Source organism: Casimicrobium huifangae (assembly GCF_009746125.1).
Classification (GTDB): domain Bacteria; phylum Pseudomonadota; class Gammaproteobacteria; order Burkholderiales; family Casimicrobiaceae; genus Casimicrobium; species Casimicrobium huifangae.
Genome location: NZ_CP041352.1, coordinates 1,016,901 through 1,033,600 on the forward strand (window position 1 = coordinate 1,016,901; position 16,700 = coordinate 1,033,600).

General features: G+C 58.6%; 32 protein-coding genes. 31 read left to right on the top strand and 1 reads right to left on the bottom strand.

The annotated features are described in order from the left end of the window. The first annotated feature begins 46 nt into the window (after positions 1 to 46). The 30 genes from tuf to rplQ all read left to right on the top strand — a co-directional run bounded on the left by tuf (position 47) and on the right by rplQ (position 15,514). Complete coding sequence (gene tuf, locus FKL89_RS04660) at positions 47 to 1,237, top strand: elongation factor Tu (RefSeq protein ID WP_156861654.1); 1,191 nt, start codon at positions 47 to 49, stop codon at positions 1,235 to 1,237. Between the two features lie 18 nt (positions 1,238 to 1,255). Next, entirely contained in the window at positions 1,256 to 1,567 is a 312-nt protein-coding gene (gene rpsJ, locus FKL89_RS04665) for a 30S ribosomal protein S10 (RefSeq protein WP_156861665.1), read from the top strand. Positions 1,568 to 1,666: 99 nt separating this feature from the next. Next, positions 1,667 to 2,296: a 50S ribosomal protein L3 gene (rplC, locus tag FKL89_RS04670; RefSeq protein ID WP_156861666.1), complete on the top strand. Its 630-nt coding sequence runs from the start codon at positions 1,667 to 1,669 to the stop codon at positions 2,294 to 2,296. Positions 2,297 to 2,298: 2 nt separating this feature from the next. Then, entirely contained in the window at positions 2,299 to 2,919 is a 621-nt protein-coding gene (gene rplD, locus FKL89_RS04675) for a 50S ribosomal protein L4 (protein WP_156861667.1), read from the top strand. After that, positions 2,916 to 3,212 (top strand): 50S ribosomal protein L23, encoded by a 297-nt coding sequence (gene rplW / locus FKL89_RS04680; protein ID WP_156861668.1) that lies wholly within the window; start codon positions 2,916 to 2,918, stop codon positions 3,210 to 3,212. Before rplD ends, rplW begins: the two co-directional genes overlap by 4 nt. A gap of 6 nt (positions 3,213 to 3,218) precedes the next feature. After that, entirely contained in the window at positions 3,219 to 4,055 is an 837-nt protein-coding gene (gene rplB, locus FKL89_RS04685) for a 50S ribosomal protein L2 (protein WP_156861669.1), read from the top strand. Between the two features lie 5 nt (positions 4,056 to 4,060). Further along, a complete protein-coding gene (gene rpsS / locus FKL89_RS04690; RefSeq protein ID WP_156861670.1) occupies positions 4,061 to 4,339 on the top strand; it encodes a 30S ribosomal protein S19 in 279 nt (92 codons plus the stop codon). Positions 4,340 to 4,348: 9 nt separating this feature from the next. Next, positions 4,349 to 4,678, top strand: coding sequence for a 50S ribosomal protein L22 (rplV, locus tag FKL89_RS04695; RefSeq protein ID WP_156861671.1), 330 nt, complete (start codon positions 4,349 to 4,351; stop codon positions 4,676 to 4,678). An 8-nt stretch (positions 4,679 to 4,686) separates the two neighbouring features. Beyond that, a complete protein-coding gene (rpsC, locus tag FKL89_RS04700) occupies positions 4,687 to 5,415 on the top strand; it encodes a 30S ribosomal protein S3 (RefSeq protein WP_156861672.1) in 729 nt (242 codons plus the stop codon). Continuing rightward, complete coding sequence (gene rplP, locus FKL89_RS04705) at positions 5,399 to 5,812, top strand: 50S ribosomal protein L16 (protein ID WP_156861673.1); 414 nt, start codon at positions 5,399 to 5,401, stop codon at positions 5,810 to 5,812. Before rpsC ends, rplP begins: the two co-directional genes overlap by 17 nt. A 2-nt stretch (positions 5,813 to 5,814) precedes the next feature. Beyond that, on the top strand, positions 5,815 to 6,009 hold the full coding sequence (gene rpmC, locus FKL89_RS04710; RefSeq protein WP_156861674.1) for a 50S ribosomal protein L29: 195 nt from the start codon (positions 5,815 to 5,817) through the stop codon (positions 6,007 to 6,009). Next, positions 6,006 to 6,281, top strand: a complete 276-nt coding sequence (gene rpsQ / locus FKL89_RS04715; RefSeq protein ID WP_156861675.1) for a 30S ribosomal protein S17 — start codon at positions 6,006 to 6,008, stop codon at positions 6,279 to 6,281. Before rpmC ends, rpsQ begins: the two co-directional genes overlap by 4 nt. Positions 6,282 to 6,803: 522 nt before the next feature. Beyond that, complete coding sequence (gene rplN / locus FKL89_RS04720) at positions 6,804 to 7,172, top strand: 50S ribosomal protein L14 (protein ID WP_156861676.1); 369 nt, start codon at positions 6,804 to 6,806, stop codon at positions 7,170 to 7,172. Between the two features lie 17 nt (positions 7,173 to 7,189). Next, positions 7,190 to 7,495, top strand: coding sequence for a 50S ribosomal protein L24 (rplX, locus tag FKL89_RS04725; RefSeq protein ID WP_156861677.1), 306 nt, complete (start codon positions 7,190 to 7,192; stop codon positions 7,493 to 7,495). A gap of 14 nt (positions 7,496 to 7,509) precedes the next feature. After that, on the top strand, positions 7,510 to 8,049 hold the full coding sequence (gene rplE / locus FKL89_RS04730; RefSeq protein ID WP_156861678.1) for a 50S ribosomal protein L5: 540 nt from the start codon (positions 7,510 to 7,512) through the stop codon (positions 8,047 to 8,049). A 20-nt stretch (positions 8,050 to 8,069) separates the two neighbouring features. Then, on the top strand, positions 8,070 to 8,375 hold the full coding sequence (rpsN, locus tag FKL89_RS04735; RefSeq protein ID WP_156861679.1) for a 30S ribosomal protein S14: 306 nt from the start codon (positions 8,070 to 8,072) through the stop codon (positions 8,373 to 8,375). A 12-nt stretch (positions 8,376 to 8,387) separates the two neighbouring features. Next, positions 8,388 to 8,786: a 30S ribosomal protein S8 gene (rpsH, locus tag FKL89_RS04740; RefSeq protein ID WP_156861680.1), complete on the top strand. Its 399-nt coding sequence runs from the start codon at positions 8,388 to 8,390 to the stop codon at positions 8,784 to 8,786. Between the two features lie 11 nt (positions 8,787 to 8,797). Then, a complete protein-coding gene (gene rplF / locus FKL89_RS04745; protein ID WP_156861681.1) occupies positions 8,798 to 9,331 on the top strand; it encodes a 50S ribosomal protein L6 in 534 nt (177 codons plus the stop codon). A 14-nt stretch (positions 9,332 to 9,345) separates the two neighbouring features. Continuing rightward, entirely contained in the window at positions 9,346 to 9,705 is a 360-nt protein-coding gene (gene rplR, locus FKL89_RS04750; protein WP_156861682.1) for a 50S ribosomal protein L18, read from the top strand. A 12-nt stretch (positions 9,706 to 9,717) separates the two neighbouring features. Then, complete coding sequence (rpsE, locus tag FKL89_RS04755) at positions 9,718 to 10,236, top strand: 30S ribosomal protein S5 (protein ID WP_156861683.1); 519 nt, start codon at positions 9,718 to 9,720, stop codon at positions 10,234 to 10,236. A gap of 2 nt (positions 10,237 to 10,238) precedes the next feature. Then, a complete protein-coding gene (gene rpmD / locus FKL89_RS04760) occupies positions 10,239 to 10,421 on the top strand; it encodes a 50S ribosomal protein L30 (RefSeq protein ID WP_156861684.1) in 183 nt (60 codons plus the stop codon). A 16-nt stretch (positions 10,422 to 10,437) separates the two neighbouring features. After that, positions 10,438 to 10,926, top strand: coding sequence for a 50S ribosomal protein L15 (rplO, locus tag FKL89_RS04765; RefSeq protein ID WP_156861685.1), 489 nt, complete (start codon positions 10,438 to 10,440; stop codon positions 10,924 to 10,926). Between the two features lie 33 nt (positions 10,927 to 10,959). Continuing rightward, a complete protein-coding gene (gene secY, locus FKL89_RS04770; protein WP_156861686.1) occupies positions 10,960 to 12,276 on the top strand; it encodes a preprotein translocase subunit SecY in 1,317 nt (438 codons plus the stop codon). 5 nt (positions 12,277 to 12,281) lie between these two features. Continuing rightward, positions 12,282 to 12,500 carry a translation initiation factor IF-1 gene (gene infA, locus FKL89_RS04775; RefSeq protein WP_156861687.1) on the top strand — a complete coding sequence of 73 codons (219 nt, stop codon included), beginning with the start codon at positions 12,282 to 12,284 and terminating at the stop codon, positions 12,498 to 12,500. A gap of 19 nt (positions 12,501 to 12,519) precedes the next feature. Then, complete coding sequence (gene rpmJ, locus FKL89_RS04780; RefSeq protein WP_156861688.1) at positions 12,520 to 12,633, top strand: 50S ribosomal protein L36; 114 nt, start codon at positions 12,520 to 12,522, stop codon at positions 12,631 to 12,633. 18 nt (positions 12,634 to 12,651) lie between these two features. Next, positions 12,652 to 13,017, top strand: coding sequence for a 30S ribosomal protein S13 (rpsM, locus tag FKL89_RS04785; protein ID WP_156861689.1), 366 nt, complete (start codon positions 12,652 to 12,654; stop codon positions 13,015 to 13,017). A 10-nt stretch (positions 13,018 to 13,027) separates the two neighbouring features. After that, positions 13,028 to 13,435 (top strand): 30S ribosomal protein S11, encoded by a 408-nt coding sequence (gene rpsK, locus FKL89_RS04790; RefSeq protein ID WP_156861690.1) that lies wholly within the window; start codon positions 13,028 to 13,030, stop codon positions 13,433 to 13,435. Between the two features lie 18 nt (positions 13,436 to 13,453). Then, positions 13,454 to 14,077 (top strand): 30S ribosomal protein S4, encoded by a 624-nt coding sequence (rpsD, locus tag FKL89_RS04795; RefSeq protein ID WP_156861691.1) that lies wholly within the window; start codon positions 13,454 to 13,456, stop codon positions 14,075 to 14,077. 27 nt (positions 14,078 to 14,104) lie between these two features. Then, a complete protein-coding gene (locus tag FKL89_RS04800; RefSeq protein WP_156861692.1) occupies positions 14,105 to 15,088 on the top strand; it encodes a DNA-directed RNA polymerase subunit alpha in 984 nt (327 codons plus the stop codon). Positions 15,089 to 15,109: 21 nt separating this feature from the next. Next, positions 15,110 to 15,514: a 50S ribosomal protein L17 gene (gene rplQ / locus FKL89_RS04805; RefSeq protein ID WP_156861693.1), complete on the top strand. Its 405-nt coding sequence runs from the start codon at positions 15,110 to 15,112 to the stop codon at positions 15,512 to 15,514. Between the two features lie 183 nt (positions 15,515 to 15,697). On the opposite strand, the gene FKL89_RS04810 is transcribed toward rplQ, so the two are convergent. Then, entirely contained in the window at positions 15,698 to 15,955 is a 258-nt protein-coding gene (locus FKL89_RS04810) for a GlsB/YeaQ/YmgE family stress response membrane protein (RefSeq protein ID WP_156861694.1), read from the bottom strand. A gap of 106 nt (positions 15,956 to 16,061) precedes the next feature. Between FKL89_RS04810 and FKL89_RS04815 the strand changes: the two genes are divergently transcribed. Then, on the top strand, positions 16,062 to 16,676 hold the full coding sequence (locus FKL89_RS04815) for a DUF4126 domain-containing protein (RefSeq protein WP_156861695.1): 615 nt from the start codon (positions 16,062 to 16,064) through the stop codon (positions 16,674 to 16,676). Positions 16,677 to 16,700: the final 24 nt, after the last annotated feature.

Consider the following 16,700-nt stretch of genomic DNA (forward strand, 5'->3'; position numbering starts at 1 on the left):
CCGATCGTAGTGGCCGTTTTGAACAGTAAATTAAGGAAACAAGATCATGGCAAAAGGCAAGTTTGAGCGTACGAAGCCGCACGTGAACGTAGGCACGATTGGGCACGTGGATCACGGCAAGACGACGTTGACGGCAGCGATCACCACGGTGTTGTCGCGCAAGTTTGGCGGCGAGGCGAAGGCCTACGACCAGATTGACGCGGCGCCGGAAGAAAAGGCACGCGGCATCACCATCAACACCGCGCACGTCGAATACGAAACGGCCAACCGCCACTACGCCCACGTGGACTGCCCGGGGCACGCCGACTACGTCAAGAACATGATCACCGGTGCCGCCCAGATGGACGGCGCCATCCTCGTGGTCTCTGCAGCTGACGGCCCGATGCCGCAAACGCGCGAACACATCCTGCTGTCGCGTCAGGTCGGTGTACCGTACATCATCGTCTTCCTGAACAAGTGTGACATGGTGGACGACGCCGAGCTGCTCGAACTGGTCGAAATGGAAGTTCGTGAGCTCCTGAGCAAATACGACTTCCCGGGCGACGACATCCCAATCGTCAAGGGCAGCGCCAAGCTTGCTCTCGAAGGCGACAAGTCCGATCTGGGCGAGCCCTGCATCGACCGTCTGGCCGAAGCGCTCGACACCTACATCCCGACGCCGGAGCGCGCAGTTGACGGCGCCTTCCTGATGCCGGTGGAAGACGTGTTCTCGATCTCCGGTCGTGGCACCGTGGTGACCGGTCGAGTTGAGCGCGGCATCGTCAAGGTCGGCGAAGAAATCGAAATCGTCGGCATCAAGCCCACCTTGAAGACCACCTGCACGGGCGTGGAAATGTTCCGCAAGCTGCTGGATCAGGGTCAAGCCGGTGACAACGTCGGCATCCTGCTGCGCGGCACCAAGCGTGAAGAAGTCGAGCGTGGTCAAGTGCTGGCCAAGCCGGGTTCGATCACCCCGCACACCGACTTCGAATGCGAAGTCTACGTTCTCTCCAAGGACGAAGGTGGTCGTCACACCCCGTTCTTCAACAACTACCGTCCGCAGTTCTACTTCCGCACGACGGACGTGACTGGCTCGGTGACGTTGCCGGCGGGCACCGAAATGGTGATGCCAGGCGACAACGTGAAGATGACGGTGGCGCTGATTGCGCCGATCGCGATGGAAGAGAAGCTGCGCTTTGCGATCCGTGAAGGTGGTCGCACCGTCGGCGCCGGCGTCGTATCCAAAATTATTAAGTAACTGGTTTAGGACTCCACCGTGCAAAACCAGAAAATCCGTATTCGTCTCAAAGCTTTCGACTACAAGCTGATCGATCAATCGGCGTCGGAAATCGTTGAGACCGCCAAGCGCTCCGGTGCAATCGTTCGTGGCCCAGTGCCGCTGCCGACCCGTATAGAACGATTCGACGTGCTGCGTTCACCGCACGTCAACAAAACGTCGCGCGACCAATTTGAAATCCGCACCCATCAGCGCCTGATGGATATCGTGGAGCCGAATGACAAGACTGTCGATCAACTGATGAAGCTGGATTTGCCGGCCGGTGTCGATGTCGAAATCAAGGTTCAGTAACAACTGAGCCAAACCCAAGCGATGCCGGTCAATTGAAACCGGCACCGAGCCCTCCAGTGTGCAAGCACGGGTAGCACGGAAAGAAAGAAGAGGTAAACCATGAGTCTGGGACTCATCGGACGCAAAGTCGGCATGACACGCGTCTTCAATGATGACGGATCCGCGACTGCTGTCACGGTTATCGACGTCAGCAATAATCGCGTATCGCAGGTCAAATCTGCCGATAACGATGGTTATGCGGGTGTGCAGGTAACCTTCGGCGACAAGCGCGCAAGCCGCGTCAACAAGTCACAAGCGGGGCATTTCGCGAAGGCTGGTGTACAGGCCGGTGCGATCACACGTGAGTTCCGCACCGAAGCGGGCGAGTTGAAGGCAGGAGCCGTTGTCGGCGCCGAAACCTTCACCGTCGGCCAGGAAGTGGACGTCACTGGTACCACCAAGGGCCGCGGCTTCACTGGTGTCATCCGTCGTCACAACTTCAGCTCGAATCGCGCGTCGCACGGTAACTCGGTGACCACCCGCGCACCGGGTTCGATCGGTATGGCGCAGGATCCGGGTCGCGTTTTCCCGGGCAAGCGTATGGCTGGCCAATACGGTAACGCACAGCGTACCGTGCAGGCACTGACCGTTGTTCGCGTCGATGCTGCTCGCGGTCTGCTGATGATCAAAGGCGCGGTACCCGGTACGGCTGGCGGTCACGTCATCGTCAAACCGACGGTGAGGAGCTGATAATGGAATTGCAAGTTATTGACGCGCAGGGCAAATCGGCGTCGACCGTATCGGCGTCGGACGACGTCTTCGGTCGCGAATACAACGAGGCGCTCGTTCATCAGGTTGTGGTCGCGTATCAGGCCAATGGCCGTAGCGCCAACCGTGCGCAGAAGACGCGTGCCGAAGTTCGCCACTCGACCAAGAAGCCCTGGAAGCAAAAGGGTACAGGTAATGCTCGTGCCGGTATGACGTCCAGTCCGATCTGGCGTGGCGGCGGTCGTGCGTTCCCGAACAAGCCGGACGAGAATTTCTCGCACAAGGTCAATCGCAAGATGTATCGCGCCGGTATTGCTGCGATCTTCTCGCAACTGGTTCGCGAAGACCGTCTGCATGTCGTCGAGTCGTTCGCAGTTGATGCTCCAAAGACCAAACTGGTTGCCGGCGCTCTCAAGGGCATGGGCGTCAGCGACGCGCTGATCGTGACCGATTCCGTGGACAACAACCTGTTCCTGGCGGCACGCAATCTGCCGCATCTCGCTGTTGTCGCGGCACACAATGTCGACCCGGTCAGCTTGCTCGCGTTCAACCGCGTGCTGCTCACCAAGGCCGCTATCGCCAAGATTGAGGAGTCATACAAATGAATCAAAATCGTTTGATGACCGTTCTCCGCGCCCCGGTGATCTCCGAGAAGAGCACCTTTGTCGCCGAAAAGAACGAACAAGTCGTTTTCGAAGTGTTGCAAGATGCAACAAAACCCGAAGTCAAGGCAGCCGTCGAACTGCTCTTCAAGGTTCAGGTCGAGAGCGTGCAGATGCTCAACCGCCCTGGTAAGGTGAAGCGCTTCGGCCGCACCATGGGGCGTCGCAGCGATAGCCGTCGCGCCTATGTGTCGCTCAAACCCGGTCAAGAGATCAACTTCGGCGGGGAGGCGTAATCCATCATGGCACTCATTAAAGTCAAACCGACCTCTCCGGGCCGTCGCTCGCTGATCAAGGTTGTCAATCCGGACCTGCACAAGGGCGAGCCCTATGCGCCTTTGCTGGTTCCACAGAAACGTGGTTCTGGCCGCAACAACAACGGCCACATCACTACCCGTCACAAGGGCGGCGGTCACAAGCATCACTACCGCATCGTCGACTTCCGTCGCAACAAGGACGGCATCCCGGCCAAGGTGGAGCGTCTGGAATATGATCCAAACCGCAGCGCGTTCATCGCCTTGGTTCTTTACGCTGATGGCGAACGTCGTTATGTGCTGGCCCCGAAAGGCCTGACTGCAGGCGATTCGATCCAGAGCGGCGCCGAGGCAGCGATTAAGGTAGGTAATGCCCTGCCGATCCGCAATATCCCGGTGGGCACGACGATTCATGCGATCGAACTGCAACCTGGCAAGGGAGCCCAAATTGCCCGATCGGCTGGTGCTTCGGTGCAGCTGATGGCTCGTGAAGGTATCTATGCGCAGATCCGTTTGCGCTCAGGTGAAGTTCGCAAGGTGCACGTTGACTGCCGAGCCACGATCGGTGAAGTCGGCAACGGTGAGCACTCGCTCCGTGTCATCGGCAAGGCTGGTGCCAATCGCTGGCGTGGTATTCGCCCGACGGTGCGCGCCATCTCGATGAACCCGGTGGACCACCCGATGGGTGGTCGTACCAACGGCGGTGGCGGACGTCATCACCCGGTATCGCCGTGGGGTCAGAAGGCCAAGGGTCTCAAGACGCGCACCAACAAGCGCACTGACAGCATGATTGTCCGCACCCGTCATGCGGCCAAGAAGGGTTAATCACAATGGCACGTTCCGTTAAGAAAGGCCCGTTCGTCGACGGGCATCTGGCGAAAAAGGTCGAAGTGGCCCTCGCAAAAAATGACAAGAAGCCGATCAAGACCTGGTCGCGCCGGTCTACCGTTACGCCTGACTTCGTCGGGCTTACGATCGCCGTTCACAACGGCAAGGCGCATGTTCCGGTCTACGTGTCGGACCAGATGGTCGGTCACAAGCTTGGCGAATTCGCGCTGACCCGCGTGTTCAAAGGGCATCCGGCCGACAAAAAAGTCGCGAAGAAGTAAGGGGCTGTCATGCAAACTGTTGCCATCATGAAAGCCGCGCCAGTATCCGATCAAAAGGCCCGTCTGGTTGCAGACCAGGTCCGCGGCCTGCCAGTCGGCAAGGCGCTTAACCTGCTCGCGTTCAGCCCGAAGAAATCTGCGGTGCTGATCAAGAAAGTGCTTGAGTCGGCTATCGCCAACGCCGAGCACAACGACGGCGCCGACATCGACGAACTGAAGGTCAAGTCGATTTACGTCGACAAAGCCGTCGTCATGCGTCGTTTCGCTGCACGCGCCAAGGGCCGCGGTGCACGCCTGCTCAAGCAAACCTGTCACATTCACGTGACCGTCGGGAACTAGAGGTTCGTATGGGTCAAAAAATCAATCCGACCGGATTCCGCCTTGCGGTGTCCCGCGCCTGGACCTCGAAGTGGTACGCCAACAGCAAGAACTTCGCGGACAAGCTGAACGAAGACTACAAGGTTCGCACCTTCCTTCTGAAGAAGCTGAAGAACGCGAACGTCAGCAAGGTCACCATCGAGCGTCCGGCGAAGAATGCCCGTATCACCATTCACAGCGCCCGTCCAGGTGTCGTGATCGGCAAGAAGGGTGAAGATATCGAAGCACTGCGCGCGCAACTTCGCAAGATGATGAACTGCGAAATCGCACTCAACATCGAGGAAGTGCGCAAGCCGGAAATCGACGCGCAGTTGATTGGCGACTCGATCGCCCAACAGCTCGAAAAGCGCATCATGTTCCGCCGTGCCATGAAGCGTGCGATGCAGAACGCCATGCGTCTCGGTGCGCAGGGCATCAAGATCATGAGCTCGGGCCGTCTGAACGGTGCCGAAATCGCGCGCACCGAGTGGTATCGCGAAGGCCGCGTGCCACTTCACACGCTGCGTGCTGATATCGACTATGGCTTCTCGGAAGCCAAGACGAGCTACGGCATTATCGGAATCAAAGTTTGGGTATTCAAGGGTGAGAACCTCGGCTTGGCTGCTGCTGACAATGCAGCAGGTGCGCCGGCCGAAGAGCCGTCGCAACCGCGCCGTCCGCGTCGCCCCGCAGGAGTGAAAAATGCTACAGCCGGCTAGAAGAAAGTACCGCAAGGAACAAAAAGGCCGCAACAAGGGCCTGGCGACCCGCGGCAACAAGGTGAGCTTTGGCGAATTTGGCCTCAAAGCGACCAGCCGCGGTCGCTTGACCGCGCGCCAGATCGAGGCGGCTCGTCGAGCGATCAGCCGTCACATCAAACGCGGTGGCCGCATCTGGATCCGCATCTTCCCGGACAAGCCGATTTCCAAGAAGCCGGCCGAAGTCCGCATGGGCAACGGCAAGGGCAACCCGGAGTACTACGTCGCTGAGATCCAGCCTGGCAAGGTGCTCTACGAAATGGACGGCGTTGAAGAGACTTTGGCGCGTGAGGCATTCCTGCTCGCGGCAGCCAAGCTCCCCATCGCAACCACGTTCGTACAACGTCTGGTGGGCTAATCATGAAAGCAAAAGAACTCTCCGCGAAGTCGGAAGCCGACCTCAATAAAGAGCTCGGTGAACTCTACAAGACACACTTCAGCCTGCGCATGCAGAAGGCGACCCAGCAGCTCACCAACACGAGCCAGCTCGGCAACGTCCGCCGCGACATCGCGCGCGTGAAGACTGTGCTCGCACAGAAGGCAGCAAGCAAATGAGTGATGCAGCAGCAACCGCAGCAAAGCAACCGCTGATCGCCACCGAAACCGGTCGTGTCGTCAGCGACAAGATGATCAAGACGGTAACCGTCCTGGTTGAGCGTCGCGTCAAGCACCCGCTTTATGGCAAGGTGGTTACCAAGTCGCAGAAGTACCATGCTCACGACGAAAGCAGCACCGCAAAGATGGGCGATCTGGTCGAAATCAAGGCCTGTCGTCCCCTTTCCAAGACAAAGTCTTGGGCTGTATCGAAAGTGATCGAGAAAGCCTGATTGCGGCCTATCGAACAAAAAGGGGCGGCTTTGGCTGCCCTTTTTTGTTTCGACGCAGCGGAACCCAGAGACAGCGCAGGCGAAGCGACGCTTGCGACGCGCAATATGGGCAATAACTTTTCGCCGAAAAGCCCATCTACTAGGGGCTCGCGCCGTAAAATTACGAATGTCGCCTTTCAAACTTTCTCTTTCCCAAGCCGCATGCACAGGGATTTTCCGCAAAAAGTTAAGAGCCGCTGGCATGCTGGTAGTCGTTTTTGGCTTCCAGCGCAGTGGCTGCGCAGGTGAGGCAGAAGACGGTTTTCCACGGAGCACATGCCAAAAGATGTTCTCAGGTAGTTGACACACACAAAAAGTGGTGTAATAATAATTGGCTTCGCATTGTGTTCGGTCATTCGAAAGCAATGCTAAATACGAAGTGCCCAAACGCCTTTTGCCGCTGAACGTTGTACTTGGCGGGGCCCCAAGACTTCTCGGGACCTAAATGAATCAGGTTTCGAGGCAAGTTGGAGAAAGAGAAAAATGATTCAAATGCAGTCGATGCTCGACGTCGCCGACAACACGGGCGCTCGCCGCGTCATGTGTTTCAAGGTGCTCGGCGGGTCGAAGCGCCGTTACGCCAGTATCGGTGACGTGATCAAGGTAAGCATCAAGGATGCGCAGCCGCGTGGTCGCGTTAAAAAAGGCGAGGTCTACAACGCCGTGGTCGTGCGGACAGCAAAGGGTATTCGTCGCAATGACGGCTCGCTGGTCAAGTTCGACAACAACGCCGTTGTCATTCTCAATGCAAAGCTCGAGCCGATCGGCACGCGCATCTTCGGACCGGTCACGCGTGAATTGCGTACCGAAAAGTTCATGAAGATCGTGTCGCTTGCGCCCGAAGTGCTCTAGGCGAGGTCGAGGCAATCATGCAGAAGATTCGCAAAGGCGATACGGTCATTGTGACGACTGGTCGCGACAAGGGCAAGCGCGGTGAAGTGGTTCGCGTCCTTGAGGGCTCCGTGCTCGTCGCCGGCATCAATCAGGTCAAACGCAATGTGCGTCCGAACCCCATGAAGAACGAAGTGGGTGGCATCGTGACGAAGGAAGCGGCCATCTCGGCGGCCAACGTTGCAATCTACAACGCAAGCACGCAAAAGGCCGATGCCGTGGCGATCAAGGTCGTCGACGGTCGCAAGCAGCGCGTGTTCAAGTCGACCGGTCAAGCGGTCTAGGCGGGAGAGAACACATGGCTCGTCTAAAAGAGCAATATCAAAAGGAAATCGTTCCCGCGCTGGTCAAACAGTTCGGTTACAAGTCCGTCATGCAGGTGCCGCGCCTGACCAAAATTGTGGTCAACATGGGTGTTGGCGAGGCGGTCGGTGACAAGAAAATTCTTGAGCACGCCACCAAGGATCTGACCGCTATCGTCGGCCAGAAGCCGGTCATCACCAAGGCCAAGAAAGCTATCGCGAACTACAAGATTCGTGAAGGCTACCCGGTTGGCACGATGGTAACGCTGCGCAACAAGCAGATGTACGAATTCCTCGACCGTTTCGTCAACGTCGCGCTGCCGCGCGTGCGTGATTTCCGTGGCATTTCGCCGCGTGGTTTTGACGGTCGCGGCAACTTCAATCTCGGTGTGAAAGAGCAGATTATTTTTCCCGAGATCGAGTACGACAAGATTGACGCGCTGCGCGGCATGAACATCACGTTCACGACCACCGCGAAGACCGATGACGAAGCGAAGGCCCTGCTGGCCGCGTTCCGTTTCCCCTTCCGCGCTTAACAGGGACTGCGAGAACAAAAATGGCAAAACTCGCCACTATCAATCGCGAACAAAAACGTCGTGACCTCGTCGCCAAGTACGCCAAGAAGCGTGCCGCCCTCGAGGCCATCATCGCTGACAGCAAGGCCGGTGAAGAAGCGCATGCAGATGCACGCGCCAAGCTCCAGGCGCTGCCCCGCAACTCGAACCCGACCCGTCTGCGCAATCGTTGCGAACTGACCGGTCGTCCGCGCGGTGTGTTCAGCAAATTCGGTCTCGCCCGCCACAAGGTGCGCGAGCTCGCATTCCGCGGTGAGATCCCTGGTCTCACCAAAGCAAGCTGGTAAGGAGATTCGGCAATGAGCATGTCCGATCCCATCGCAGATATGTTGACCCGCATTCGCAATGCGCAGGCCATGGAGAAGACGTCGGTGACGATGCCGGCTTCCAAGGTCAAGACCGCTATTGCGCGCGTGTTGAAAGACGAAGGCTATATCGAAGACTTCAAGATCGCTGGTGACGTCACCAAGGTCGCGGAGCTCGAAATCGGCCTCAAGTACTATGCTGGCCGTCCAGTGATCGAGTCGATCGCCCGCGTCAGCAAGCCTGGCCTGCGCATCTATCGCGGCAAGGATGAGCTGCCCAGCGTGATGAACGGTCTTGGCGTAGCTATCGTTTCGACGCCGAAGGGTGTCATGACCGATCGCAAAGCGCGCAGCCTGGGTATGGGCGGCGAAGTGCTTTGCACCGTCGCGTAAGGGGAAGCAAGATGTCACGTATTGCTAAATACCCCGTTGATATTCCGGCCAAGGTCGAGGTTGCCCTCAAGGGTGGCCTGATCGAAGTCAAGGGCCCGCTCGGCTCCCTCTCGCGCGATTTTGGTGGTTCAGTCAAGATCGAGCGCAAAGACAATCAGATTCTGTTCAGCGCCGCCAATGGCGACCAGCACAGCCGCGCAATGTCTGGTACTTGCCGCGCTCTGGTCAACAACATGGTTCGCGGTGTGTCCGAAGGCTTCTCCAAGAAGCTGACGCTGGTTGGCGTGGGTTTCCGCGCGCAGGCAGCCGGTGACACGCTGAACCTGTCACTCGGTTTTTCGCATCCAGTCGCACACAAGATGCCGGCTGGAGTGAAAGTGGTGACGCCGACGCAAACGGAAATCCTGATTTCCGGTGCTGATCGCCAGCAGGTTGGTCAGGTGGCTGCAGAAGTCCGCGCTTACCGTCCGCCGGAGCCCTACAAGGGCAAGGGTGTGCGCTACGCCGACGAGGTGGTCACCCTCAAAGAAACCAAGAAGAAATAAGGCAGGGCTCAGCGATGAACAAAAGCAAAGAAGCCTCCCGTACCCGCCGCGCTCGGCAGACGCGTCTGCGTCTGACCGCACTTGGCGCGACGCGCCTGGCGGTGTTCCGCACCAACTTGCACATCTACGCGCAGGTCATTTCTGGCGACGGCAGCAAGGTGCTTGCCAGCGCCTCTACCGCCGAGAAGGAAGTGCGCGCGCAGTTGAAGAATGGCGGCAACAAGGCTGCCGCAGAAGCTGTTGGCGCACGCATCGCGGAGAAGGCGAAAGCCGCCGGCATCGACGTCGTTGCGTTCGACCGTTCGGGTTACCAATATCACGGCCGTGTGAAGGCGCTTGCAGAAGCAGCCCGCGCCGGCGGTCTCAAGTTCTAAAGGAGTACTCGGATGGCACGCCCCCAAGTACAAAAGACCGAAGAGCCGGGTGACGGCCTTCGCGAAAAGATGATCAGCGTGAACCGCGTCACCAAAGTGGTGAAGGGCGGTCGCATCATGGCGTTCGCGGCGCTGACCGTTGTTGGCGACGGCGATGGCCGCGTCGGCATGGGCAAAGGCAAATCGAAAGAGGTGCCGGTTGGTGTCCAGAAAGCGATGGAGCAAGCTCGTCGTCAAATGATCAAGGTCAGCCTCAAGTCGGGCACGGTGCACCACGCCGTTACCGGCAAACACGGCGCGACGACGGTGCTGATCCAGCCCGCGTCGGAAGGTACCGGCGTGATCGCCGGTGGCGCGATGCGCGCTGTGTTTGAAGTCGTTGGCGTGACCAATGTGCTCGCCAAGTGCTTCGGCCCGACCAACCCGTACAACGTCGTCCGCGCTACGCTCAATGCGCTTGAGCGTGTATCGACACCTGCTGAAATTGCCGCGAAGCGCGGACTCAGCGTCGAGCAGCTGTCGGAGGCCTGATCATGGCAGCCAAGATGTTCAAAGTAAAACTGGTCAAGTCGCCGATTGGCGCCAAGGCTGAACACGTCGCAACCGTCAAGGGTCTCGGCCTGAAACGTATGGGGCAAATCCGCGAGCTCGTCGACACGCCGTCGACGCGTGGCATGGTGAATGCCGTTCGCCACCTCGTCGTTGCAGTTGCCTGATCAAAGGTTTATCGATATGCAACTCAATACGATCAAGCCCGCTGAGGGCTCCAAAAAAAATCGCCGTCGCGTCGGTCGCGGCATCGGCAGCGGCCTCGGCAAGACCGGCGGCCGTGGCATGAATGGCCAGAAGTCGCGTTCGGGGTATGCCCAGAAGGTTGGCTTCGAAGGCGGCCAAATGCCGCTGCAACGTCGTTTGCCGAAGCGTGGCTTCACCTCGCTGATGCGCGACTTCCGCGCCGAAATCACCGTTGGCACTCTGGCCAAGCTCGGTCTTGTCGAAGTTGACCTGCTGGCGTTGAAAGCAGCCAAAGCGATCGCAAATGACGCCAAGACGGTGAAGATCATCGGCGGCGGCGAGATCAAATCGGCTGTCACGCTGAATGGCGTTGGTGCAACCGCGATGGCCCGCAAGGCTATTGAGACCGCTGGCGGCAAAGTGGTTGAGGCGCCGGAAGCCCCCAAGGGCAAGCTGAAGCCGAAGACCCCGGCCAAGGCCAAGTAACGACCGCTTGACTGACCCTTTCAGGAAGTACGCGTGGCGCTGAATCCAGCACAGAAAACCGGCGACAAGTATGGCGACCTCAAGCGTCGCCTTTTCTTCTTGTTGGGCGCATTGATCGTTTACCGCATCGGCACCCATGTGCCGGTGCCAGGCATCAATGCATCCGTACTTGAAGAGATTTTCAAGTCGCAGCAGGGCGGCATTCTTGGTTTGTTCAACGTGTTCTCGGGCGGCGCGCTACAGCGCTTCTCAATCCTCGCGCTGGGCATCATGCCGTACATCTCGGCATCCATCATCATGCAGTTGGCATCGGTCGTCGTACCGTCGCTGGAGGCATTGAAGAAGGAGGGCGAAGCCGGTCGTCGCAAGATCACCCAGTACACGCGGTACGGCACACTGGTACTGGCGTTTTTCCAGGCTATGGGTATCGCCATTGCATTGGAAAGTCAGCCGGGTTTGGTCATGGATCCAGGCATCGCATTCCGTCTCATCACGGCGATTACGCTGGTGACGGGCACGATGTTCCTGATGTGGCTTGGCGAGCAGATTACCGAACGTGGTCTTGGTAATGGTATTTCGCTGTTGATCTTTGCCGGTATCGCCGCAGGGTTGCCAGCTGCGTTGAAGAACACGCTTGAACTGCAGTCGTCGGGCAATCTGAGTATTCTGAAACTCCTGTTCCTGATCGCCCTGGTGATCGTAGTTACTGCTGCGGTAGTGTTCTTCGAGCGTGCACTGCGCAAGGTCCTGGTGAACTATGCCAAGCGGCAGGTTGGCAACAAGGTGTACGGTGGCCAAAGCTCACATCTGCCCTTGAAACTGAACATGGCCGGTGTCATCCCGCCGATCTTCGCATCGAGCCTTATCCTGTTCGTGCCGACCATCCTCGGCTTCATGGGGCCAGGCGCCGGTCCGAACTGGCTGCGTGATGTGGCCAATGCACTCGGTCCCGGGCAGCCGGTGCACATGATTGTCTATGCGGCGCTGATCATCTTTTTCTGCTTCTTCTACACGGCGATTCAGTACAACCCGAAGGAAACAGCAGAGAACCTGAAGAAGGGCGGCGCGTTCATCCCCGGGTATCGTCCGGGCGACCAGACGGCGAAATATATCGAAAAGATCACCACGCGACTGACGCTCATTGGAGCGATCTACATCACGGTCGTGTGTCTGATTCCGGAATTCCTGATCAGCGCGTGGAACGTCCAGTTCTACTTTGGCGGCACCTCGCTGCTGATCGTGGTGGTAGTAACGATGGACTTCATGACCCAGGTTCAGGCCTACATGATGTCGCAGCAATACGACTCACTACTCAGGAAGGCCAATCTGAAGGGTGGATTAAAAGTCTAAAGCGCATGGCGAAAGAAGACACCATCCAGATGCAGGGCGAGATTCTCGAAATGTTGCCGAACGCGACATTCCGGGTTAAGTTGGAAAACGGGCACGTTGTCCTAGGGCACATCTCCGGCAAGATGCGCATGAACTACATAAAGATATTGCCGGGTGACAAGGTAACGGTGGATATGACGCCGTATGACTTGACACGGGCACGGATCACATTCCGCGCCAAATAACCAGAAACAGGAAACGACAATGAAAGTCAATGCTTCGGTAAAGAAGATTTGCCGTAACTGCAAGATCATTCGCCGTAAAGGCGTGGTCCGCGTGATCTGTACTGATCCGCGTCACAAGCAGCGCCAGGGTTAATAGGGAAGGAGACCAGATATGGCACGTATCGCCGGGGTCAATATCCCCAACCACAAACATGCCTGGGTTGCGATGACTGCAATCTTCGGCATCGGCAACACCCGCGCCCGCAAGATCTGTGACGACGCAGGTGTCGCCCAGACCAAGAAAGTCAAGGATCTCACCGACGCCGAACTTGACAAACTGCGTGAGCAGGTTGGCAAGTTCACAGTCGAGGGCGACCTGCGCCGTGAAGTCACGATGAGCATCAAGCGCCTCATCGACCTCGGCTGCTACCGCGGCACCCGCCATCGCAAGGGCCTGCCGGCCCGCGGCCAGCGCACGCGCACCAACGCCCGCACGCGCAAAGGTCCGCGCAAGGCGATTGCAGGCAAGAAAGGCTAAGGGTTAAGACATGGCACAAGCATCAGCAAAGAATGCGGCCGCTGCCCGCGCCCGCAAAAAAGTCAAAAAGAACGTTTCCGAGGCCATCTGCCACGTACACGCTTCTTTCAACAACACGATCATCACCATCACCGACCGTCAGGGCAATGCCCTGTCGTGGGCGACGTCGGGCGGCGCTGGCTTCAAGGGCTCGCGCAAGTCGACGCCGTTTGCCGCTCAGGTTGCTGCCGAAGCCGCTGGCAAGGTGGCCGTGGAATGTGGTGTGAAAAACATCGAAGTGCAGATCAAGGGCCCCGGTCCTGGCCGCGAGAGCGCCGTGCGCGCACTGAACGCGCTGGGCATCAAGGTCACCAGCATTTCCGACGTGACGCCGGTACCGCACAACGGTTGCCGTCCGCCGAAACGTCGTCGCATGTAATCACACTGGAGAAAACACATGGCACGTTATACCGGCCCCAAGTGCAAGCTCTCCCGTCGTGAGGGCACCGATCTATTCCTGAAGAGCGCACGTCGCTCGCTCGACAGCAAGTGCAAACTGGCCGCAGCGCCGGGCCAGCACGGCGCCAAGTCGGGTCAACGCATGTCGAACTACGGCCTGCAACTGCGCGAAAAGCAGAAGCTGCGTCGTATCTACGGCATCCTCGAACGTCAGTTCCGCCGCACGTTTGCCGAGGCAGCACGTCGCAAGGGCTCGACGGGTGAAAACCTGCTCAAGCTGCTTGAGTCGCGTCTTGATAACGTCGTCTACCGCATGGGCTTCGGCTCCACGCGCGCCGAAGCCCGCCAGCTGGTGAGCCACAAGGCGATTCTGGTCGACGGCAAGATGTGCAACATTCCCTCGGCCATCATTGCGCCGAACGCGGTGATCAGCGTCTGCGACAAGTCGAAGGCGCAAGCGCGCATCATCGACGCTGTTGCGCTGGCCGAGCGTATTGGCTTCCCTGGCTGGGTTGACGTGAACACCAAAGAGATGAAGGGCACGTTCAAGCACGCCCCTGATCGCAGTGAGTTCGCCTCCGACATCAACGAGAGCCTGGTCGTCGAGTTGTACTCGAAGTAATCCCATCCCTCACTGTAAAGGACGCGTATGCAAAGTACTGCTTTTTTGAAACCGCGCAACATTGAGGTTCAAGCGACCAGCCCGTCGTCCGCTCGCGTGGTGATGGAGCCGTTCGAGCGTGGCTACGGCCACACGCTGGGCAATGCGCTTCGTCGCGTGCTGCTGTCGTCGATGCCAGGTTATGCCCCAACCGAGGTGTCGATCACCGGCGTCGTCCACGAGTACTCCACGCTGGAAGGCGTGCAGGAAGACGTGGTTGACCTGCTGCTCAATCTCAAGGGCGTGGTCATCAAGCTGCACAACCGCGACAACGCCGTGCTGACGCTGAAGAAAGAAGGCGCCGGCCCGGTCACCGCAGGTGACATCGAGTCGTCGCACGAGGTTGAGATCGTCAATCCGGAGCACGTCATCGCCAACCTCACGCAGGGTGGCAAGCTCGAGCTCGAGATCAAGGTCGAACGTGGCCGTGGTTATGTGCCGGCAACGGTGCGTACGGCGGCTGGCCAGACTGGCAACCGCAAGGTCGGCTCGATCCTGCTCGACGCATCGTTCAGCCCGGTCAAGCGTGTCAGCTATCTGGTCGAATCGGCCCGCGTTGAACAGCGCACCGACCTCGACAAGCTGGTGCTCGACATCGAGACCAATGGCGCGATCGAGCCGGAAGGCGCCGTTCGCTACGCAGCGAGCATCCTCGTGGATCAGCTCTCGGCGTTCGCTGACCTCAAGGGTACCGACATGCCGGCCCTCGAACGCGCCACGGCGTCGTTTGACCCGGTGTTGCTGAAACCGGTGGACGATCTCGAACTGACCGTCCGCTCGGCCAACTGCTTGAAGGCAGAAAACATTCACTACATCGGCGATCTCGTGCAACGCACCGAGACCGAGTTGCTCAAGACTCCGAACCTCGGCCGCAAATCGCTCAACGAAATCAAGGAAGTTCTCTCGCAGCGCGGACTCGCGCTGGGCACCAAGATCGACAACTGGCCGCCGGCTGGTCTTGATCGCGGTTAACCGAGAGACAGGAGAAGAATCATGCGTCACGGTCACGGACTGCGCAAACTCAACCGCACCAGCGAGCATCGTCAAGCGATGCTGCGCAACCTCTCAACCGCATTGCTTCGTTATGAAGTGATTCGCACCACGCTGCCGAAGGCCAAAGAGCTGCGCCGCGTTGTCGAACCGCTCATCACGCTCGGCAAGAAGCCCACGCTGGCCAACCGCCGCCTGGCGTTCGATCGCATCCGCGATCGCGACATCGTCGGCAAGGTGTTCAACGAACTGGGCCCGCGTTACGCCAACCGCAACGGCGGCTACGTGCGCATCCTGAAGTACGGCTTCCGTCAGGGCGACAATGCTCCGATGGCGCTCGTGCAGCTGATGGATCGCCCGGAAGTCGCTGCCGAAGCGCCTGCCGCTGAGGAAGCAAAAGCAGAATAATCCAGTTCACTGGAAAACAAAAAAGCCGGGATTTCCCGGCTTTTTTGTTGCTGTCGAAGTACTGGCTTTATGCTGAAAGCCGCATGCCATATGGGCTCAGCTTATAAAAGAGCGGACAGTCGACTTGGCCTCATTTCGCCATCGAAACCCAGTGGATACGCCATTTGATCGACAAGGCTGCTATCAGCTCGCGTCCGATTTTTTGGTGATCAGGCTGTACACAAACACCACTACGATTGCGCCGACGACTGACGCGATCCAGTGCGTACCCGCCGCCTTCGAGACAATGCCAAGCTGCTGTCCGCCAATGGTGCCAAGCAGTGACCCGATGACGCCGAGGATGGCGGTCACGATGATGCCGCCTCCCTGCTTGCCGGGGACGATGAACTTTGCAATGGCGCCGACGACCAGACCAACCAGTGCCAAAATGATGTAATCCATGCAACCTCCTTGTGGAACAGCGCGAACTGTACACCAATAGGGGTTATCCCGCGTTGCCAGAACGGTCTGGAAATTTTGCGGCTGTCCGCATAGAGGAGAACTTGGGATGGGCTGGCTGCAAAGTCACTTGCCGGAACTTGCGATGTCTGCTGCGATGGCTTGGGGCGCCGGGCTTCGCCTCTACCTCGTGGTGTTCGTTGTTGGCATGCTCGGCAAATTTGGCTACGTTCCGCTGCCCGAGACGTTGAAAATTCTCACCAATCCGATCGTCCTTGGCGCCGCCGGATTTATGTCGTTCATCGAATTCTTCGCGGACAAGATCCCGTGGCTGGATAGTCTGTGGGATGCGGTACACACGTTCCTGCGCATCCCCGCGGGTGCCGCGCTGGCTGCCGGAATGCTCGGTGATAGCGGCGAAGGCTTGGCAATGGCGGCTGCAATCATCGGAGGCACGCTGACAGCGGGCACTCACTTTGGCAAGGCTGGCACACGAGCGGCGGTTAACACGTCGCCGGAGCCCTTTACCAACATTGGCGTGTCGGTCGCCGAAGACGCCGCGGTTGCGGGCGGTCTTGCGCTGGCAATCGCCAATCCGCTGGTCTTTCTGGTGGTGTTGCTCGTGGTTGTCGTGGCGTTGGTCTTCCTGATCCGTTTTATCCTGCGTGGCCTTCAGGCCACCATTTCGCGGCTGGCATCGCGGCGCACCGCAGCAGCCTCATGACTGCATCGAAACTGGCGATCATCT

What these genes read in the sequence shown, in the direction of transcription:
- tuf (WP_156861654.1), top strand. Translation starts at nt 47, where the DNA reads ATGGCAAAAGGCAAGTTTGAGCGTACGAAGCCGCACGTGAACGTAGGC.
- rplC (WP_156861666.1), top strand. Translation starts at nt 1,667, where the DNA reads ATGAGTCTGGGACTCATCGGACGCAAAGTCGGCATGACACGCGTCTTC.
- rplD (WP_156861667.1), top strand. Translation starts at nt 2,299, where the DNA reads ATGGAATTGCAAGTTATTGACGCGCAGGGCAAATCGGCGTCGACCGTA.
- rplW (WP_156861668.1), top strand. Translation starts at nt 2,916, where the DNA reads ATGAATCAAAATCGTTTGATGACCGTTCTCCGCGCCCCGGTGATCTCC.
- rplB (WP_156861669.1), top strand. Translation starts at nt 3,219, where the DNA reads ATGGCACTCATTAAAGTCAAACCGACCTCTCCGGGCCGTCGCTCGCTG.
- rpsS (WP_156861670.1), top strand. Translation starts at nt 4,061, where the DNA reads ATGGCACGTTCCGTTAAGAAAGGCCCGTTCGTCGACGGGCATCTGGCG.
- rplV (WP_156861671.1), top strand. Translation starts at nt 4,349, where the DNA reads ATGCAAACTGTTGCCATCATGAAAGCCGCGCCAGTATCCGATCAAAAG.
- rpsC (WP_156861672.1), top strand. Translation starts at nt 4,687, where the DNA reads ATGGGTCAAAAAATCAATCCGACCGGATTCCGCCTTGCGGTGTCCCGC.
- rplP (WP_156861673.1), top strand. Translation starts at nt 5,399, where the DNA reads ATGCTACAGCCGGCTAGAAGAAAGTACCGCAAGGAACAAAAAGGCCGC.
- rpmC (WP_156861674.1), top strand. Translation starts at nt 5,815, where the DNA reads ATGAAAGCAAAAGAACTCTCCGCGAAGTCGGAAGCCGACCTCAATAAA.
- rpsQ (WP_156861675.1), top strand. Translation starts at nt 6,006, where the DNA reads ATGAGTGATGCAGCAGCAACCGCAGCAAAGCAACCGCTGATCGCCACC.
- rplN (WP_156861676.1), top strand. Translation starts at nt 6,804, where the DNA reads ATGATTCAAATGCAGTCGATGCTCGACGTCGCCGACAACACGGGCGCT.
- rplX (WP_156861677.1), top strand. Translation starts at nt 7,190, where the DNA reads ATGCAGAAGATTCGCAAAGGCGATACGGTCATTGTGACGACTGGTCGC.
- rplE (WP_156861678.1), top strand. Translation starts at nt 7,510, where the DNA reads ATGGCTCGTCTAAAAGAGCAATATCAAAAGGAAATCGTTCCCGCGCTG.
- rpsN (WP_156861679.1), top strand. Translation starts at nt 8,070, where the DNA reads ATGGCAAAACTCGCCACTATCAATCGCGAACAAAAACGTCGTGACCTC.
- rpsH (WP_156861680.1), top strand. Translation starts at nt 8,388, where the DNA reads ATGAGCATGTCCGATCCCATCGCAGATATGTTGACCCGCATTCGCAAT.
- rplF (WP_156861681.1), top strand. Translation starts at nt 8,798, where the DNA reads ATGTCACGTATTGCTAAATACCCCGTTGATATTCCGGCCAAGGTCGAG.
- rplR (WP_156861682.1), top strand. Translation starts at nt 9,346, where the DNA reads ATGAACAAAAGCAAAGAAGCCTCCCGTACCCGCCGCGCTCGGCAGACG.
- rpsE (WP_156861683.1), top strand. Translation starts at nt 9,718, where the DNA reads ATGGCACGCCCCCAAGTACAAAAGACCGAAGAGCCGGGTGACGGCCTT.
- rpmD (WP_156861684.1), top strand. Translation starts at nt 10,239, where the DNA reads ATGGCAGCCAAGATGTTCAAAGTAAAACTGGTCAAGTCGCCGATTGGC.
- rplO (WP_156861685.1), top strand. Translation starts at nt 10,438, where the DNA reads ATGCAACTCAATACGATCAAGCCCGCTGAGGGCTCCAAAAAAAATCGC.
- infA (WP_156861687.1), top strand. Translation starts at nt 12,282, where the DNA reads ATGGCGAAAGAAGACACCATCCAGATGCAGGGCGAGATTCTCGAAATG.
- rpmJ (WP_156861688.1), top strand. Translation starts at nt 12,520, where the DNA reads ATGAAAGTCAATGCTTCGGTAAAGAAGATTTGCCGTAACTGCAAGATC.
- rpsM (WP_156861689.1), top strand. Translation starts at nt 12,652, where the DNA reads ATGGCACGTATCGCCGGGGTCAATATCCCCAACCACAAACATGCCTGG.
- rpsK (WP_156861690.1), top strand. Translation starts at nt 13,028, where the DNA reads ATGGCACAAGCATCAGCAAAGAATGCGGCCGCTGCCCGCGCCCGCAAA.
- rpsD (WP_156861691.1), top strand. Translation starts at nt 13,454, where the DNA reads ATGGCACGTTATACCGGCCCCAAGTGCAAGCTCTCCCGTCGTGAGGGC.
- FKL89_RS04800 (WP_156861692.1), top strand. Translation starts at nt 14,105, where the DNA reads ATGCAAAGTACTGCTTTTTTGAAACCGCGCAACATTGAGGTTCAAGCG.
- rplQ (WP_156861693.1), top strand. Translation starts at nt 15,110, where the DNA reads ATGCGTCACGGTCACGGACTGCGCAAACTCAACCGCACCAGCGAGCAT.
- FKL89_RS04810 (WP_156861694.1), bottom strand. Translation starts at nt 15,955, where the DNA reads ATGGATTACATCATTTTGGCACTGGTTGGTCTGGTCGTCGGCGCCATT.
- FKL89_RS04815 (WP_156861695.1), top strand. Translation starts at nt 16,062, where the DNA reads ATGGGCTGGCTGCAAAGTCACTTGCCGGAACTTGCGATGTCTGCTGCG.